This window comes from Alteromonas antoniana, from assembly GCF_019249295.1.
Lineage (GTDB): Bacteria > Pseudomonadota > Gammaproteobacteria > Enterobacterales > Alteromonadaceae > Alteromonas > Alteromonas antoniana.
The window spans coordinates 67,321-85,311 of record NZ_JAESDH010000016.1; the positions used below are offsets into that span (position 1 = coordinate 67,321).

Annotated in this window: 13 protein-coding genes; 4 read left to right on the forward strand and 9 right to left on the reverse strand. The window is 52.8% G+C overall.

Features of this window, described 5'->3' with window-relative positions:
* Window positions 1-86: 86 nt before the first annotated feature.
* Window positions 87-1,067 (forward strand): tetratricopeptide repeat protein, encoded by a 981-nt coding sequence (locus tag JKP77_RS14060; RefSeq protein ID WP_218311793.1) that lies wholly within the window; start codon window positions 87-89, stop codon window positions 1,065-1,067.
* Here JKP77_RS14060 and JKP77_RS14065 read toward each other — a convergent pair.
* The 4 genes from JKP77_RS14065 to JKP77_RS14080 form a co-directional block, all read right to left on the reverse strand.
* Window positions 1,064-1,480: a hypothetical protein gene (locus JKP77_RS14065; protein ID WP_218311794.1), complete on the reverse strand. Its 417-nt coding sequence runs from the start codon at window positions 1,478-1,480 to the stop codon at window positions 1,064-1,066. The two genes, JKP77_RS14060 and JKP77_RS14065, sit on opposite strands and share 4 nt — an antisense overlap.
* A 147-nt stretch (window positions 1,481-1,627) precedes the next feature.
* The gene (locus tag JKP77_RS14070; protein ID WP_218311795.1) at window positions 1,628-3,040 is read right to left on the reverse strand and encodes a family 43 glycosylhydrolase; all 1,413 of its coding nucleotides are present in this window, start codon (window positions 3,038-3,040) and stop codon (window positions 1,628-1,630) included.
* Between the two features lie 491 nt (window positions 3,041-3,531).
* Window positions 3,532-4,872, reverse strand: a complete 1,341-nt coding sequence (locus JKP77_RS14075) for a M14 family zinc carboxypeptidase (RefSeq protein WP_218311796.1) — start codon at window positions 4,870-4,872, stop codon at window positions 3,532-3,534.
* On the reverse strand, window positions 4,865-7,732 hold the full coding sequence (locus JKP77_RS14080; RefSeq protein ID WP_246601213.1) for an FAD-binding and (Fe-S)-binding domain-containing protein: 2,868 nt from the start codon (window positions 7,730-7,732) through the stop codon (window positions 4,865-4,867). Before JKP77_RS14080 ends, JKP77_RS14075 begins: the two co-directional genes overlap by 8 nt.
* A 163-nt stretch (window positions 7,733-7,895) precedes the next feature.
* Between JKP77_RS14080 and JKP77_RS14085 the strand changes: the two genes are divergently transcribed.
* Window positions 7,896-8,741, forward strand: a complete 846-nt coding sequence (locus JKP77_RS14085; protein ID WP_218311797.1) for an SIS domain-containing protein — start codon at window positions 7,896-7,898, stop codon at window positions 8,739-8,741.
* A 32-nt stretch (window positions 8,742-8,773) separates the two neighbouring features.
* Here JKP77_RS14085 and JKP77_RS14090 read toward each other — a convergent pair whose 3' ends face one another.
* From JKP77_RS14090 to JKP77_RS14100, 3 genes are read right to left on the reverse strand one after another with little or no spacing between them, the layout of a single operon-like run.
* A complete protein-coding gene (locus JKP77_RS14090) occupies window positions 8,774-9,925 on the reverse strand; it encodes an exo-beta-N-acetylmuramidase NamZ family protein (protein WP_218311798.1) in 1,152 nt (383 codons plus the stop codon).
* Window positions 9,925-10,854 carry an N-acetylmuramic acid 6-phosphate etherase gene (gene murQ, locus JKP77_RS14095; protein WP_218311799.1) on the reverse strand — a complete coding sequence of 310 codons (930 nt, stop codon included), beginning with the start codon at window positions 10,852-10,854 and terminating at the stop codon, window positions 9,925-9,927. Before murQ ends, JKP77_RS14090 begins: the two co-directional genes overlap by 1 nt.
* Complete coding sequence (locus JKP77_RS14100; RefSeq protein WP_218311800.1) at window positions 10,851-12,437, reverse strand: sodium:solute symporter; 1,587 nt, start codon at window positions 12,435-12,437, stop codon at window positions 10,851-10,853. Before JKP77_RS14100 ends, murQ begins: the two co-directional genes overlap by 4 nt.
* 191 nt (window positions 12,438-12,628) lie before the next feature.
* Here JKP77_RS14100 and alr point away from each other — a divergent pair, with 191 nt between their 5' ends.
* Window positions 12,629-13,699 carry an alanine racemase gene (gene alr, locus JKP77_RS14105; RefSeq protein ID WP_218311801.1) on the forward strand — a complete coding sequence of 357 codons (1,071 nt, stop codon included), beginning with the start codon at window positions 12,629-12,631 and terminating at the stop codon, window positions 13,697-13,699.
* 284 nt (window positions 13,700-13,983) lie between these two features.
* A complete protein-coding gene (locus tag JKP77_RS14110) occupies window positions 13,984-14,766 on the forward strand; it encodes a ZIP family metal transporter (RefSeq protein ID WP_218311802.1) in 783 nt (260 codons plus the stop codon).
* A 32-nt stretch (window positions 14,767-14,798) separates the two neighbouring features.
* Here JKP77_RS14110 and JKP77_RS22690 read toward each other — a convergent pair whose 3' ends face one another.
* Together JKP77_RS22690 and JKP77_RS14120 are read right to left on the reverse strand one after the other, a co-directional pair.
* The gene (locus JKP77_RS22690) at window positions 14,799-15,788 is read right to left on the reverse strand and encodes a GGDEF domain-containing protein (protein ID WP_218311803.1); all 990 of its coding nucleotides are present in this window, start codon (window positions 15,786-15,788) and stop codon (window positions 14,799-14,801) included.
* 627 nt (window positions 15,789-16,415) lie between these two features.
* Window positions 16,416-17,978 (reverse strand): tryptophan halogenase family protein, encoded by a 1,563-nt coding sequence (locus tag JKP77_RS14120; RefSeq protein ID WP_218311804.1) that lies wholly within the window; start codon window positions 17,976-17,978, stop codon window positions 16,416-16,418.
* Window positions 17,979-17,991 lie beyond the last annotated feature (13 nt).

Here is a 17,991-nt window from a genome sequence, read left to right on the forward strand (position 1 = left end):
CATAAACACGTAAAATCGTGACTTTTGGCACTGCTACACGCCACGCAACTATCCCATGCTATGTGCTGAACACATCAGGAGGGGATATGAAAATACTCACAACAGGGCTTGCCATCGCTGTCATGCTCATGCCGTTTACCGCCGCTCAGGCTGACTCAGAGGTGGATACGACACTCACCCGAATCACTGCACTGATAGAGACCGATATCGACAAGGCAGAAACCTTGGTTGAAACGCTGTTAGAAGACGCACCGGCAAATCCGGAAGCACATTTTCTGTGCGGCAGAATCATGGGGCGCCAGGCTTCAGACGCTATTTTTTCAGCGCTGAAATATGCCGGAAAATCGCTGGATTGTTTTAAGGCCGCCGTAAGGCTGGCCCCAACCAATGTCAGATATCGACAAGGGCTGCTGCGGTTTTATCTGGGGGCACCTGCCATTGCCGGAGGCAGCGAAGCGTTGGCCCGGGAACAGGTAGAGACAATCAGGCAGATTAGCCCAGTGGAAGGTGCAAAGGCCGAGCTGGTATTGCTTGCCAGTACCGCAGAACCAGAACAGATTTCCGCAAGACTTGCTGAACTAAGAGAACAATTCCCTGAGGTTTCTGACTTTCATTTTCGCCATGGATTACAGCTTCAGGAGCAAAATCAGTATGACGCGGCTTACGACGCATTTGTTGAGGCACTCTCTGCGGCTGAGAAAACGCTGGTCGCGAATAGGTCGGGAGCGCCTGAGGAGATATCTGATGGAAACGTGGCAGATGCTGAATACGCCCGCAGCGATTACCTGAATGCGCTGTATCAGATAGGACGCAATGCGGTATTTAGTCAGGCGCATATTGAGCATGGGGTTAGCGCACTTCGTGAGTATGTTGCCGACATCGATAATACAGAGGTGCCGACCGACGCGCCTCCACAAACATGGGGCTATCTCAGATTAGCGCAGCTCTATTCGCTTCAGGGCGAGACCGAAAAAATGACGACGAACCTGGCGCTGGCCGAGAAAAGTGATGATGAGGCGTTACACGACGCTGCCCGCAAGCTTCGTAACGCGAACAGGTCTGACTAGGAAGTCGTGTCAGAAGAGAGTGGGGTTGCTGTGTGAAAGCCATACGTTTTAAGCCAGGCAACACCATCTTCGGCATTGTCGAAACGGTGAACGTCAAAATGTTCGAGGCTTTCCGAAACCACTTTATCCAGCAGGTAGGCTTTAAGTGCATCGGGATGGAAGATTTCTGCCGCGCAGCGCATGCCGTTTGCGACCAGCCAGCCGATGAGGTCGCGAATGACGGGAATGGTGTCTGGTCCCGACAGTTGCCAGTCATCAAAATATATCAGGTGACCAAAAGGCTGCTGATTAAACCCTTTTACCTGTTTCTTGATGTAGGTGGCGAACCGTTTCGCATGGTGTTCATCCCACTGTCCGATGGAATGCGTGACCAGGATTTGACCATTAATGCTACAGGTGAATTTTTTCTTCACAGTGTTTAAACTTTTAATGAATGCTCATTGATTATAGAGTGAATCATACCCGATAGCTATTCGCTGTCTTCAGGAAATGTCGGTAAGACCTTAATAACGGCCGTTTTAAGAGGGTAACACCCTTGTTACCCTCATGCAGTTTACGTACTAATAGCGAGGCCAGCCGTTGCTGTCCCAGTTTAGTGTGCTGATAAGCAGCTTAGGAGTTCCATTGTCGGAGGCGTCATAGGCATGGCGAACAATGACATCGGTATTGAGAATGTCCTGGCCGCCCGGGCCAATCCAGTTGCTGTTACCACCGTCGAGCAAACTTCCACCGCCGTTGAGCATGTTCACTCCATTTTTATCAACATAAGGACCGCGAATATCCGTCGCCCGGCCGTAGCGGATTTGGTAGGTGCTGTCAGTGCCGTTACAGCATTTACCCACAGAAACAAACAGGTAGTAATAACCCTGACGATAAACAATCGTCGGCGCTTCGATGCCACCAGAGCGGCTGGCAATGTCGTAGCGCTGACCAAAGGGTTTCATGGTTATTGGATTTATGCGCGTTACTTTTATACCGCTGTTCCATGAACCAAAAGTGAGCCATGGCGCGCCATCTTCTGCTACGACTAAATCAGGATCGATTGCATTGTAATTGTCATTGTTCGTGGTGTTTATCACTACGCCTTCGTCCTGCCAGTTACCAGCAGCAACCGAGCTGGCCGATGCCAGGCCAATAGCAGAAACACGGGAACCAAAAGTGGATATGGAATAGTACAGCCACGGCGTGCCGTTATAGAATTTGAGCTCAGGTGCCCACACATCCTCGCCATCATGCCCTGGCACATAATCAGACCACCAGGCCAGTCCGTTTGGAAAGATTGGTGCGGTACCCGTCCACTCTATGCCGTTGGTTGAATACTTGCCATAAATGCCCGGACCGGTCTGGAATATCCACCAGGTACCGTTTTCATAATTTATTGTGGGGTCATGCGTGACCAGGTTACCGGTAAGCGGCCAATGATTTTCTGCGCCGTTGGTGGTGGATGGATCCCAGGGTGGACCCTCTACGTCGGCAAGTTTGTTTAATTGCCATTGTTGCGCATCTCCTCCCCAGTAAGACCACTGCGCAATATTCGCACCATCGTCAGTGTCATAGTTGTAAAGATCCAGCGCTTTGCCGCTATTGCGATTAATGAAGGCAACATAACCGTTACTCAACTCATTTATCTGCCACTGTTGCGTAGCGCCGCCGTTGTATTCGTACTGAACAACATTGGCTCCATCTGCGGTGGAGAGTTCATAGACTTCCAGTGCTTTACCGCTGTTCAGGTTAATAACAGAGTGATAATTCCCGTCTACCTGGGTGATTAACCAACGTTGGGTATTGTTGCCATTAGAAGACCACTGCGCCACGTTAGCGCCATCCGTTGTCTGCGCCCCCGCTACTTCCACCAGCTTACTACTGACCTTTGATGTTATCGTATAAACGCCGTTTTCTATGGCGTTGACTGACAGACAGTGCAGCAATGCGAGTACGGCTAGCCCTGTCCTGGCTATCCAGAAATGTTTCATATTGTCTCCTGAGTAAATTCATTTGATTTGCAGGGTAGTGTCACATTCGATGCTTACGAATATGTATTATATTATTATGTTAATATTGTGTTATTTATATGTGTAGCGTGAACGTTCGTATTTAGCAAGGAAAGTGTCAAACAGGCAGTGGGAATTTGCAGCAAGTTAGGCTTTATTCATGCGCGCAAAGCGCTAGGGAAGGTGCGAATAAGTCTATGGTCGCTCAGGCTCACAGCCAAGTGACTAATCAAGGCGGTCTTTTGCAGGCCTAACGGGTTAAGTCAAAAAAGACCAACGGCGAGTAGGCGCTTGGCTGTAAGCCCCGAAGGGCGAGCCCTGAAGCAAACATTTGCGGCGTTAGGCTTCTTGGCAAGGGCGACTGCCATTCCCTGCGAATCCTGCCTTGCAACTGCATGCTTCAGGACTCGCTGAGTGACTATAGACTTATTCGCATCTTCCCTAGCAGAAAATCGGTGTTAGTGATGTATATATCAGAACGTCAGCCAGTGAGTGGATAGCAATGCACAGCAAGGCGTTTCGTCATCTCTGAACACGAAAAAGGCGGGTGTGTCAGGCAAGGGGCCGGTTTTGTCGGGTAATGGAGTCTGGCACTGCAGTACCGGGATATCGGTCGCGATATCACCCCGGTTTTCCTGACTCACAATATGGTTGTACCCCTGAGATAAAAGCTCCTGGTAGTGCTCATGGGTCACAGCATCGCCGGACTTAGTGCAAAATCCTTTTGCGTTACAGAGGATCAGGCCGTTGCAGTCAATCTCTCTGAACCCGCCAAGCTCAGTCAGATCGCCGGTAGCAAAGACGGTGGCATGGCCGGGCTGAGTCTCGTTGACGGCGATATCACAATAAAAGCGATCGCCGGCCTCGTTTTCCTGCGTCACGTTTTTCAGCAGCACGTCGCATAACCCATTTTCCACGTTCTCTGCAATGGCGTAGTAGTCATCCAGCGTGTATTGCCGGTAGCGCTGAGTAATGCAGGCGTTAAGTGCAGCATACAGCGCTACCACATTCAGTGCCCTGGCGTTCTGGCGGTTGGGGTCGTGATAATCGGCGCCGCTTTCAATCAGGATAGTACTGACGCCACAACCGGCAATCGTGTCGCCAAAGCAGCGGTGGGCATAAGTGTCGTTATAGCGACCAAATTGCCCGGGTCGAAAATGAGATACCGCCTCATACATTCCCGCTATCAGCTGCTTGGCACGTAGCCGACTGCCATCAACATCACCCGATGCGTTAAACGGCGGCGCGAGAAACGATAGCGTTGCCGGTTTTTTACTGCCGCCGACCGCATAGTAGCGACTCTGATCGTGCAGGTTAAACCCGACATCAGGGTGCAGCTCTCTGACTTGCTGTTCCAGCAGCCTGCCTTCCGGTGTCTGCAACGCCCGCGCATCGCGGTTAATATCAATACCCTGGGCATTCTCGCGGCGCTGTTGTAAGGCTCCATCGGGGTTAAGCATTACAATAATGTGCAACGTGACCTGTGAAAGCCAGTTATCGCTGATGATGTCATCGCAAGCCGGTTCGCTGAGCATTGCCAGCAAATCAAGCATGGCGGCGGTAGCGGTGGGCTCGTCACCGTGCATTTGTGTCCAGGCCAGCAACGTCAGCGGGCCTTGCCCAATGCTCAGGCGGTGTATGGGCTGCCCCTGAAAGCTATTGCCAATGTGGGTAAGTGTGATCCGATCACGTTCCGCAAGGGTCTTGAGCTCCGCGGCGATGTCAGCATAGGTAAGATGGGGTTTATCCAGCGCTGGCCACTGGTACGCGGTTATCCGCTTAAGCAGGGTGTCGGCCGCTGGCTGTTCAGTCATGCTGACCGCTCATTGCCGTATCGTGAGTGGTGTCACGTGGCCGACTGACTTCATCCAGCAAATAGGCAATATGACGGTAGGTCAGGCCGCTGTGATGCGTCAGTCCGATTTCACAGGTTCTGCTATCTGAGACAGCCCAGGTGCATGCGGATGGGATCTGCGTTTTTAATGTCGCCAGGGCGGCTGCATTCAGGCCCGGCTCAAACAGCCCTTTGTCGCCGGCGAAACCGCAGCAGGGGATATCCTCAGGCTCGATGAGTTGACGGGTGCAGGCTGCCGCTAACTGGCGCAAGGTATGCCCTTTATCGCGCTTGGACGACGAACAGGTGACGTGCAGCATGACCGGTGTCTCAAGCGGCGAGATTGTCAGATGAGGAACAATCTGCGTCAGCAAAAAGTCAGTAATGTCGAGTATCTCAGGGCCGCCTGAGTGCCGTAACTGACTGGTACACGGACTGGCATCGGTGATGACCGGCCAGCGCCCGTTTTCTGACGCAAGCAAAACCTGCTCTTGCCACTGCGCCCGTTTCTGCGCGGCCTGCTCCGTATAACCTTTACTTTCCCAGGGCTGGCCGCAGCATAATGACGATAGTGCGTCAGGATACAAGACTTCAAATCCGGCCTTATTCAGCAGTGAGGTAATGACTTCAGGCAGAGGACGCAGACTGTCGGCAGGACCAAAAATACGGTTCGGGCAGGCAGGCACATACACCACCTTCTTACTGGCAAGCGTGCCAGCGGGTAAGTGTCCGGGGGCGCCTTTGGGGACAGCCGGATACCATATCGGCGTTTTGCCTCCGGTCAGACTGCGGACCTTCGCGCTGAGAGACGCAATCGCCTTAGTGCCTGTCAGGCCTGCTATGGTATGGGTTGCAGACAGACTGAACCGGGCAATCGCTGAAGCACCACCAAAATGCGCTGCCGTGAGCGATGCACTGGAGTGTCGTGAGGTCTCAGTGCGACGTATCGACTTTATCCATTCACCGGTGTTGATGCCAACCGGACAGGTGGTAGCGCACATCCCGGTAGCGGCGCAGGAATCAACGCCAAGATGAGTGAATGCCTCATCTATCTGTCTGCGCTCGGTGACGGGAAGCTCATGCTGGCGGCGTATCAACGCAATACGCTGGCGCGGTGATAGTGTGTAATGTAACGACGGGCACTGAGGCTCGCAGAAGCCACACTCAATGCACTTATCTACTTCGTCGTTCACCGCAGGCATTGATTTCAGGTCAGTCAGGTGCGCGTTGCGGTCGGCGTTAATGATGACGCCGGGATTAAGGATCCCTGTCGGGTCAACGAGCGATTTAATGCGCGCCATAATGGCGACGCCGTCAACTCCCCACTGCGCCTGTAGAAACGGGGCCATATTACGCCCGGTGCCGTGCTCCGCTTTCAGTGTGCCGTTAAACGTACCGGTAACCAGTCTGCCCACGTCCTGCATAAAGGCATCGTACCGGGAAATGTCGTCAGGGGTGTCAAAGCGTTGGGTAAACACAAAATGCACGTTGCCATCCAGCGCATGCCCAAAAATGATAGCCTCATCATACCCGTGCTTATCGAATAATAACGTCAGTGCATCCAGCCCGTCGGCCAGTTCACTAAGCGGAAATGCCACATCTTCAATGATGACCGTGGTGCCGGTTTCACGCACCGCGCCAACCGCCGGAAACAGGCCTTTGCGAATGTCCCACAGTGCAGAAATCGTCACCGGATCAGCCGTAAACTCACACATCGGCATAATGTCCGGCGCATCGGTAAAAGCAGTGCGAATTTGCGTTAATGTCGCGTCCAGCGTGGCGATGTCCTCTGCGCCTACATCAATCAGCAGTGCCACGGCGCCATCAGTTATCGGCAGATGGTAAAAGGGGGCAAGCAAACCGGCCACAGAGCGCAGTGCCCGGGTATCCATCAACTCTACCGAATCAACGTTAAGTGCCGCCAGCGACGGAATGAACTCACAGGCGAGGCGGGCAGAAGGAAACAGGTAAAGCCCGCTTTGTCTGGCCTGCGGTAATGGAACAGTGCGATACGTAATACTGGCAATAAACCCCAGTGTACCTTCTGAACCAATCATCAGATGGGTCAGCACATCCAGCGGATCATCAAAATCCAGCAACGCATTCATTCCATAGCCCATGGTATTTTTCAGACGGTACAGATGGCGTATCTTTTCGCACAAAGCGGTGTTGGTTTTCAGGTCCTCGCAAAGGCGCTGGATATCACCCAGCAGTGCGGCGTGAGTCTCGCGAAAACGCGCTACACTGCGTTCACAGGTCGTATCGACATCGCTGCCGTCTGCAAAAATAACGTGCATGTCGCTGAGCGTATGGTAACTATTGTCTTTTACACCACAACACATGCCCGACGCGTTATTGGCCGCAATACCGCCAATTTTACAGGTGTTAATTGACGCCGGATCCGGGCCGATTTTTCGATGGTAAGGAGCCAGTAACCGGTTTGCAGCAGCGCCGATGATACCGGGTTGCAGAGTAATGACGTTGCCGTTGTCAGTAATGCTGCTGTCGGTCCAGTCACGTGTCAGCATAACCAGTACCGAATCTGAAATAGCCTGACCAGAGAGGCTGGTGCCGGCGGCCCGGAATGTGACCGGTATGCCGTATTCGAACGCCAGCGCCATAAACGCACGCATGCTATCTGCCGATGGGATACGAACCACAAGTTTAGGGGTTTTGCGGTAAAAGCTGGCATCGGTACTGAGCGCAATTCGTCGGGGAAGGTCGGTGATCACATGGTCGGCTGGCAATAATGCCTCAACCCTGGTAAGGAAATGCTGCCACTGGCGGGGTGCCGCCGGTGCTGTTTCAGGCATGTCGGTGGCTGCTGGCACATCGTTCATGGCGTGCTCCCGCGAGTGAAGATTACCGCTATTTAACGGGATTTTGATATTCTTATCAACTGGTTTATATTTGAATAAAAAATTCCATCTTTACTCAGCCTGATGCGGTATTTCTGTCAACCCAAAGAGGGGAGAACAGTTGCTGATCAAACCAGGAACGGCTATGTCTGCATTTGTAAAAATTAAAGCGGTGAAAGACAACTTGTCTGCCAGCGAGAGCAAACTGGCTGCGTTTACGCTCGACTCGCCCGGTGCAGTGCGCGATCTCTCTTCACAAGAGTTGGCAAATGTTGTGGGCGTGAGTCAGTCCAGCGTCGTAAAATTTGCGCAAAAACTGGGATATAAGGGCTATCCGGCTTTTAAACTGGCGGTGATTGATGCGCTGAATCGCGAGGCGCCAGATACACAACTTCATGGACAAATCGCGTTAAACGATAGTTTCGATACAATGGCTGATAAGCTGGTGGCCAGTAAGATCAGCGTACTGAATGAAACCCGCTCGCTGAATGACCGAGTAATGATTGAAGCCGCGGTGGAAAGGCTGAAAAACGCCAGAAGAATTCTGTTATGTGGCGTGGGTGGTTCCGCGCTGGTCAGTAAAGATTTTGCCTACAAGCTGCAAAAACTGGGGATAGCGGCAATGGCGGAAGGCGATGGACACGTTCAGCTGGCCATGGCTGCAACGCTGAGTAAAGACGATGTGGTGCTGGCAATCAGTGAGTCCGGCGAAACCCGGGAAGTGGTGAATGTGGTTGAGGAGGCCGTGCGCAGTCAGGCAACGATTATTTCGCTTACCCGGTATGGCGACACCCCGGTGTCACACCATGCTTCTATCACCCTTTACTCTGTGGCGGAACAGCGTGCAGCACGGCTTTCTTCAATTCTGGCTAAAACCTCGCAGGAACTGGTTATTGATATGTTGTTTATTGCCTTAACCCAGTCATCGCGCAGTGGACGAAAGTTACTTGAGAAAACCAACGAGGTGGTATCGCGCTTTCGCAGAGGCTGAAAGTACACGGCGCGGTCTGTCGGCCCAGCGGTTCACGGCGAATCAGGAGGATACAACAGGTAGGGCGCGCGCTGGCGCCTGAACGTAGCCAACTCTTCCTGCCAGCCTGCACGTATCTGCGCTTCACTCTCTCCGCGCATTATTGCCTCACGCAGTGAATCGGTGCCTGCCAGTTTGTCGAAAAACGCCGGACGCGTGAAAAAGGGCTGTGCGTTGGCCTTGAATGCCTGGTAGCTTTCTAGCAACAACGATAAGTCCAGCCCCGCTATCGGACTGTCGGTAAGCACAGTTGCCATTATCTCTTTGCCTTGCAGTTTGGGAGAGGGCGCAGATGCCATCGACACCGGCGTAAATGGCGTATCGCCAAGCGCGACCACGTCATGGCCGTATAGCTGAAAAGGCAACGGCGTGCCGCGACCCACGCTGACCGCAGTGCCTTCAAAAAAGCACAGCGAAGGATATAGCCTGATTGCCGTATCGTTCGGCAGATTGGGGCTGGGGGCCACTGCGACAGACCATGGCATGGTGCGTTCGTAGTCTTGTACCGGTACGATTTCCAGCAACAGGCGGTCAGCCTCATTTATCCAGCCCTCGCCCTTGATCATCAGAGCCAGTTCGCCGACAGTCATACCGTGCAGCACCGGGATTGGATCCACACCAACAAAGCTCTCGAATCCTGGCTGTCGTACAGGACCATCCACAAAACGGCCGTTCGGGTTAGGCCGGTCAAGCACCATCAGTGGAACGTCGTTTTCCGCCGCCGCTTCCATGACATAGTGAAGGGTACTGATGTAAGTATAAAAACGGGTACCGACATCCTGAATATCAAAAATCAGGATATCGATATCGTTAAGCATGTCGGGCGACGGTTTTTTATTTGCCCCGTAAATAGACAGAATGGGAACGCCTGTTTTGGTATCTATTCCGTCGCGAATGATTTCGCCCGCGCCCTGATCGCCGCGAAAGCCGTGCTCTGGTGCCATCACCGATGCCACAGTTATGCCGTTGTCGAGTAAAAAGTCGACGAGGTGCTTGCCATCAACAGTGGATGTCTGGTTTACCACCAGCGATACCCGGCGATCTTTCAGATGAGGAAGATACTGCGCAGGTTGATCCGCGCCTACAACAATGCCGTTTGCAACAGGCAGCCAACACATCATCAGAGTCAACAGAAAAACGCGCATTAGTGTTGCTCCGTCGCCTTGCGCAGGAAGCCCTGATGCGCATTAAGTTTCGTTCTGGCTGCCTCGGCAGAATCGCCGGTAAGGATCATCAGTATGGCCAGTTTTGCCTGATTGCCAGCTTTGGCCAGCGCGTCGATAGCGGTGGCCTCATCACACTCGGTAGCCTGCATCACGATGCGTCTGGCCCGGGCTTTGAGTTTCTCATTGGTGGCATTCACATCTACCATCAGGTTCTCATAGGTTTTACCCAGACGGATCATGGTGGCAGTACTTAACATATTCAGTACCAGTTTCTGCGCAGTGCCTGACTTCATTCTTGTTGAGCCAGTGAGGACTTCCGGGCCAACAACCGGACAGATCGGTATGTCTGCTGCCTGCAGAATTGGCGCCCCGGGATTACAGGCGATACCCACCGTACCGGCGTCGATTTCTCTGGCATACTCCAGTGCACCTGTCACGTAGGGAGTGCGTCCACTGGCAGAGAGCCCAACCAGCACGTCACTGGATGTCAGATTCACTGCCTGCACATCCGCTTTACCCTGAGCATGGTTGTCTTCAGCGCCTTCAACGGCATGCACAATGGCTTTATCGCCACCGGCAATCAGACCCACAACCAGCGAGTCAGGTACGCTGAAGGTGGGGCGGCACTCGACCGCATCGAGTATGCCCAGACGCCCGCTGGTGCCGGCACCGATATAAATCAGGCGTCCGCCAGACTGAAGCTTCCCGACAATACAATCCACGGCGCGGGCAATAGCCGGAAGTTCTGCGGTAACAGCTGGCGCTACTTTAGCGTCTTCATGATTGATGCGCGCCAGAATGGCTTCTGTCGGCAGTAAGTCTATGTCCATGGTATCCGGGTTTCTGCCCTCAGATACGATGCGGTCAAGCTGTGCCAGCAGCATCGTGTTTTCGTTATCGTGTGTCATGATGCACCTGTGTAGTGTGAGGCTGGTTCGGCCTGCAGCGGTTTGCCGGCAAGACAAACCAGAGTAGACAAGAAGGTTCCCAGCACCAGTTGCCAGGTGAACCCAAGGTGTAGTTGCCATGCGTCGGGCAGCCATAGACCGGCAATATAGGGTTGCAAACTAAGCGGCACGATAAAGCCTGTCAGCAGCGCGCTGGTTACCGAATAGCGATTGCCCCGTGTAGTAAACAAGGTAACAAAATACACGCCGAGCAAACCGGAATAGGAGAACACCATCACGCCAAGCGCAAACTGTAACAACGGCGTGTCGGTATATTGTTGCCAGTAGTAGCACAGACAGGCCATGGCACCTAACGCCGTTGCCACCAACACCATGCTTATTCGCCCAGCCGTCACATAATGGCTTTCCTGAGTATGGCGCTGGCGTGCTTCCCGCCATGGCCGGTAAAGATCCTGGATCAATACGCTGGACATCGAGTTCAATCCGGAATTTAAGGTCGACAATGCAGCAGCCATGATGCCGACGGTGACCAGTCCGCGGATCCCGTCCGGTATCGCCGTAAGCACATAGTACATAAAAATAGTAACCGGTTCTCCGGCAAAGGTTGGCGCGGGTGCGGAGCTGGTTCCCGACATCATCAAATCCGGGCGCGAGTAATATACCCACAGCAACAAGCCAATGGTGATAAACAGCAGCATAACCGGGATCACCATCACCACTGACATCAGCATGGCTTTACTGCCTTCTCGGGCATTTTTGCAGGTAAGAAGCCGCTGTGTCATGTCCTGATCCAAACCAAAGGCGGCGATGTTCAACAGCACAAATCCGGTGAATACCGACCACAGAGAAAACACGCCATCGGGACCGAAATTCAGCTCTGTGGAAAACAATGTCAGTTTGGAGTCCTGCCCGGGGCCCGGGTTTGCCAGCGCGTCAAGAATCGCGCTGGTATCTGCCGGTATGGCATACAGCAGTGCTGCAATAGCGGCAACGGCTGCGCCCACATAGATGCCGGCTTGCAGAACATCAGAATAGATAACGCTGCGGATCCCACCGTAAACGGTGTATACCAGCCCTGTCAGCGTGATTATCAGCGTGGCAATAATCACGCTGGAAGCGTCGATATTGCCGAACAGGATCATCGCTATCGCCAGTGCTCCCATATACAGCCTGGCACCACTGGCAAAAATACGGCCAAACAGGTACATCAATCCGGCCTGACGTTTTGCCGCGCTGCCAAAGCGTTTTTCCAAAAGCTCGTAAACGGTGAAAACCTGCAGTTGATAAAAACGGGGAATGAGAAACAGCGCAACAAAGAACGCTGCCAGAAAGGCACCCAGGTTCGTGGCCAGATAGGTGAGATCACTGCGATACCCCTGGTCCGGACCGCCCAGGAAGGTGGCGGCAGATTGCGAAGTTGCCAGTACTGAGATGGCGACGACCCACACCGGCATATTGTGCCCGCCTAAGAAGTAATCGTCTGTGGACTTCGCACGTCGGTTGAACAGCCAGCCACTGCACACCAGCACCAGGCCATAGGCCAGAAACACGTAGAGATCGGCTGTCGTGTAGTGACGTAGCATAATGAATCATTCTTAGCTTTTGTGAAAAATAGAATAGTTTATTCCTGTTGGTTTGTATACCGGGTTCCGGAGGAAAGCGCAGCGATACAACGGGTAACACATGAAAAAGTAATGATGCTTTGGAAATTCTAAAATCATGTGGTCGTGGTACACTTCGTGCCAGTGTATTTCTGACAGGACATGATCGTACGGTGAGCAGACAGACCCAGGCTATTATTCACGCCGACGCCATCATTCATAATTTTAAGCTGCTTCAGGCTAATGCGCCGCATAGTCGCAGCATGGCTGTGATTAAAGCTGATGCCTACGGTCATGGTGCGGTGAATGTGGCGCGTCTGTTACGGGATATCAGTCCGCGGTTTGCGGTGGCAATCATAGAAGAAGCTATCGCCCTGCGAGAGGCCGGTATTACTGCACCCATTGTTGTGTTAGAAGGCCCGCATCAGCAGCGCGAATGTGCACTCGCCAGAGCCAGCGATTGTATTATGGTGGCGCATCATCATGGTCAGCTCGACTGGTTAATGGCGTTACCGGAAGGGCAGCGCCCTCATATCTGGTTGAAGGTCGACTCTGGCATGCATCGCCTTGGGTTTGCGATTGATGAAGTCGCGCCGATCCTCAACACATATCAGACGTTGATAACATCAGAAACGGTACTGGCAACCCACCTTGCCTGTGCTGATGATTTGGACAATCCTTTTACGCAACAGCAGCTGGATGCTTTCGGGGCACTGACAAACCGCATTGATCTGCCGATAAGTATTGCCAATTCTCCGGCCACACTGGCCTGGCCGCAAAGTCAGGCAGACTGGAACCGGTTAGGCGTGGCTGTGTTTGGCAGTGGGCCGGATGTGCCAGAGCGGGCACAACTGAAACCGGCGATGACGCTACGTTCCAGCGTGATGGCAGTACGCACGATTGCCGCTGGCGAGTATGTCGGTTATGGACAAAACTGGCTGGCCCAGCGCACGTCGAAGATCGCCACAGTCGCAATCGGTTATGCAGACGGTTACCCGCGTCATTGCCCCAACGGTACGCCGGTGGCGATAAACGGGCAGCTTGCACCGCTGGCGGGCCGGGTGTCGATGGATATGATCACGGTGGATGTGACCGATATCGGCGAAGTTCGTCCCGGCGACCGTGTTGAACTTTGGGGGGAGCAGGTAAATATTGATACTGTTGCTCAGCATGCCGGCACCATCGGGTATGAACTGATGACCCGCGTATCCCAGCGCGTCCCGCGCATCGTCAGACATCGCTGAGATTGCTTTCGTGCACTTAGGGCGCGGCTTTTGAACATCGCCCGTTTCGCTTGAAATAGCTCCATTACACCTTCACAAACCGGCTTGTCGGAAGCTGAAAATTTCGCGCGCTGAATAAACAGACATCTCACACAGAGCAGTACGAGTGGGTAGCGCGGCAGCACGTATTCTCTTACCGTTATTCTGTGGGGTAAAGTGCCAAACCCGCATCGGTTCAGACGCAGAGTGAGCAAAACGGCGCGCCATGAGGTATACCATTACATCACTGTTTTTTCGGGAGCGTAATGGACGCCACAAATGTCGTATTAATGGGCGTGATTGCCAGCAGCTGCGCCAGCCTTGGAACCGCAGCAGGCAGCCTTGGCGTGTTTGCCATTCGCACCTTGTCCCGTCGCATGGAAGACGGTTTGTTAAGTCTGGCTGCAGGGATCATGCTGGCAGCGACTTTTTTCTCGTTACTGCTGCCGGCGCTTGACTATGCCACCGTAGAGTACGGTTCGGAAGGTTTCAGCGCCATCGCGGTGGCGCTAGGCGTTCTGGCCGGTGCCGGTACCTTGTTCACTATCCATCAGCGGGCGCCGCACGAGCATTTTATTACCGGTCGGGAGGGGGCATCAGATACCAAGCTGGGGCGCATCTGGCTGTTCGTCATTGCCATCACGCTGCACAATTTTCCCGAAGGGCTGGCGGTTGGCGTCGGCTTCGCAGGGGGCGAGGTAGCTAACGGAGTGAGTCTGGCACTGGGTATTGGCTTGCAGAATATACCCGAGGGGCTCGCTGTGGCTGTGGCCTTGCTGAGCGTTGGGTATTCCCCCGCACGATGTGCGCTGGTAGGCGTGTTATCAGGCATGGTTGAGCCTGTGGGCGGTCTGGTTGGTGCGGTTGCCGTAGCCAGCGCGTCAATGCTGATGCCGGTCGCACTGGCGTTTGCTGCTGGGGCCATGTTATTCATCATCAGCGACGAAATTATTCCGGAAACTCATCAAAACGGTAATCAGAACCTGGCAACGTTTACCTTACTGATTGGTTTTGTGGTGATGATGATCCTGGACGTGGTGATAGGGTGATAATATTCCGCGATGATGCACGTTCACAATTATTATGCCGTGCAGCACACGTTGCGGCCCGTTTCTTTCGCGCGATACAGCGCCATATCTGCGCGTTCCAGCCAGCGGTAGGACGACTCACCAGCAATATATTCGGCCACTCCGACGGATATCGTTAATTTGAGCCCCTCATGCATCATATTTTCCTGTACCGCCAGGCGTAGCGACTCGGCCAGAATACCGGCTTCATCCAGTGAGGTATTTTCTGCAATAACCACAAACTCTTCACCGCCATACCGATAAATGCCGTCAGATGCTCGCAGTCGCTGGCGCACAGTATCGGCAAAATGAACCAACAGGGCATCGCCGATGGCATGGCCATGCTCATCGTTAATCGACTTGAATTTATCAAGGTCAATCATCAGAAGGGACGCTCGCTGGTTTGGGTGGCGGGTAATTCGCTCGATAATCGACAGCAGCGTTTCTTCCAGCGCGCGACGGTTGGCCACGCCAGTCAGAGGGTCGTGAGTCGCCAGGTTATTCAGCTCTTTTTTCTGTTGGCGCATTCGGTATGAAAAAGCAAAGCAAAACATCAGGGTGCTGCTACTGGTGATCAGAAACTGAGCCATTGCCAGCGTGGTCATCTGTGGCCAGACCATGATGGTTGAACTAAGCAAAAACAGGCTGCTAAAGATAACGGCATAACCTGGACGCAGCATAAAAAACAGAGAAGTCAGCGCGGGGTACACCCAGAATATGTTGTCCGCCCCTTTAAGATAAATGGTGAGGGTCATCACCGATACACACAGGCCGGAAATACCCCAGCGTGCCAGGGTGGTGCGCTTGGTTATCAGCACATAAAAAAACATGGCAAGGTTGATAACTAAGGCAATAACATCGAGTAAAAATACCGGCCAGTCGCTGGCCATGAAGCGGATTACAACAAACGGCAGTATGCCCAGCGCAAAAGCTCCGCTGAGAATAAGTATGACCTGTAAGTCGGCATCATCTGCGTGATGTTTTTGTAAACTACGCTTTTCCACACGGCAATACTCTGATTACTCTCTCTGTAGATTGGCAGGGAAATGCTGCGTTTTACAAGTTTTTTATTGAAAATTGACCAGTAAAAAAAATAAATATCGCTGAGTTAACAGACTAAGTGGCTGAAAGCACAACGAAAGCCAGTGTAAATGTTCTGTAGCCCGGTAAGCCGTTAGCCGAAAGTACTAGCGCGGAGAGAGTAACAGGGGTATATAGTGTGTGCAGTTAATCAACTGTTAACGCACTGCCGGTTGCCTACCGGTGCTATCTACCTCAGAGGTGATTGATGCGAACTTCCTACTCCCGCCCACGCGTAAACCGTGGTGCTTATTCCAGGCCTGTACCAAAGAAAAAGCCTGCGCAGTAACTGTTTCTGCCGCGGCTGCGGGATGGTTATGGCTTCAACATACCCATAGTAACCCGCAACGCGGATGTCTTACTGTAACGCCTGCCTGATGCAGGCGTTTTACGTCACTACCGCCGTCAGCTGATACTCTTCAGGCAATGTGCGCCGCACAACCCTACTGCTCGACATACTTTATTTGCAACGTCCCTACAGAACGGGCTATGACACCAGTTGTTCGTTATCAGCTGTGCGTTTGTCTTCACCCTCATTCTCACCTTCTTTGTCACAGTTTGGCAAAACCGTGCTTCAACACCTGATCGATCAGTGCGTTATGAGCGGGCAACATCTGACTGATTTTCTCTTTCTGCATGCACAGCTGCTTGTGCAGCTTATCGGCATAATGCTGCTCGTTAATCAGTGCAGAGGGCTGAATATGACTTTGATAGTCCATGCCATACAACACAAACTGGTTGCTTTCTACGCCAAACATTTCATTCACATTGGGGAAGTCGTTGCGGTTTGGTGTGCTGTAGCGCCACTTCTCAAGCTTTTCCAGCAAACTGTCTGTTGCCGTCTCCGGACTGGTATTATCCAGCCAGAACTGATGGTCGTTTCTGCGCGATAAGTAGTAATGCATTTTAACGAAATCGACAATCGCGTCCCAGCGGTAAACAAAGGACGTATTAAACGCTTTTGCTGCAATAGGGTAAGAGGCTTTTGAGTAGGGGAATTCGCTGACAAGAAAGCGTGCTGCGAGCTCTATCATCGCAATGGCGGTGGCCTCAAGGGGCTCACAAAAGCCGGCAGAAAGCCCGATTGCCACACAGTTTTTATGCCACTGCTCAGTACGGTAGCCTGTTTTCATCGGGACGCGCCGGGCGCCGGACAAATCAACGCTGTCCCCCAGGTAGGCTTGCAATACGTCCTCGGCGCGCTCGTGGCTGGTATGGCGGGCGCTGTAAACATAACCTACGCCACGTCTGTGTTGTAAACCGATGTCCCAGGTCCAGCCAGCTTCCTGTGCTGTCGAAATCGTATGCGTTGGTATTGGCGCATCGGGCTCAGCATAGGGCACCTGAACGGTAATGGCATGATCCACCAGCAAGACATCATCAATCGATTTAAATGCCGTGTTGTATTCCTGACCAATTAAGCGTGCGCTAAACCCGGTGCAGTCTACAAACAGGTCAGCGTGAAGTTCGCCATGTTCTTTAGATATCACCGACGCTATCGAGCCATCCGCGGCTTTTTTCACATCTGTGACAGTGCCGGTCAGATGTTTAACTCCGAACTCTTCCACGCTTTTCTTTCGAAGTAATCTGGCAAAGGCGGCTGCATCCAGGTGGTAGGCGTAGTTGAGGCCAGCAAACTCTTTATGGGTAATTTTCTTGGGCGCCAGGTTATTTTCGCAGGTTGTGCCCTGAATGCTGACAGCCTCATCAAAATATGGGCCGTATTTCTCCTTTTCCTGTAGCCAGTATTTGGCAATATCCATATGAGGGCCGCCCAGCGGCACATCGAAAGGGTGGTAGTAATAGTTTCTTGGATGATTGTCTGCCGGGTTGTACAGCCAGTGCGCAAATTTGGCAGCCTGCTTAAAGGTGGCACTGGTTTCCCGGATAAACTCGGTTTCGGAAATCCCTAAGGTTTCCAGTGTCACCCGCATGGTGGGAAACGTCCCCTCGCCAACGCCGATGGTGCCGATATCTTCCGATTCAATCAGGGTTACCTGCACCGCGCCAGGTTCCTTACAGGACAAATGCTTGCCGAGGTACGCCGCGGTTATCCAGCCTGACGTGCCGCCGCCCACAATCAGTACGTGTCTGGTCGCCTCTGAATTTATCATCGTTTTTTTCTCA

Bases quoted from the DNA above. Each gene is read 5' to 3' on its own strand.
- JKP77_RS14060 (WP_218311793.1), top strand. From the start codon at position 87: ATGAAAATACTCACAACAGGGCTTGCCATCGCTGTCATGCTCATGCCG.
- JKP77_RS14070 (WP_218311795.1), bottom strand. From the start codon at position 3,040: ATGAAACATTTCTGGATAGCCAGGACAGGGCTAGCCGTACTCGCATTG.
- JKP77_RS14075 (WP_218311796.1), bottom strand. From the start codon at position 4,872: ATGACTGAACAGCCAGCGGCCGACACCCTGCTTAAGCGGATAACCGCG.
- JKP77_RS14080 (WP_246601213.1), bottom strand. From the start codon at position 7,732: ATGAACGATGTGCCAGCAGCCACCGACATGCCTGAAACAGCACCGGCG.
- JKP77_RS14085 (WP_218311797.1), top strand. From the start codon at position 7,896: ATGTCTGCATTTGTAAAAATTAAAGCGGTGAAAGACAACTTGTCTGCC.
- JKP77_RS14090 (WP_218311798.1), bottom strand. From the start codon at position 9,925: ATGCGCGTTTTTCTGTTGACTCTGATGATGTGTTGGCTGCCTGTTGCA.
- murQ (WP_218311799.1), bottom strand. From the start codon at position 10,854: ATGACACACGATAACGAAAACACGATGCTGCTGGCACAGCTTGACCGC.
- JKP77_RS14100 (WP_218311800.1), bottom strand. From the start codon at position 12,437: ATGCTACGTCACTACACGACAGCCGATCTCTACGTGTTTCTGGCCTAT.
- JKP77_RS14110 (WP_218311802.1), top strand. From the start codon at position 13,984: ATGGACGCCACAAATGTCGTATTAATGGGCGTGATTGCCAGCAGCTGC.
- JKP77_RS14120 (WP_218311804.1), bottom strand. From the start codon at position 17,978: ATGATAAATTCAGAGGCGACCAGACACGTACTGATTGTGGGCGGCGGC.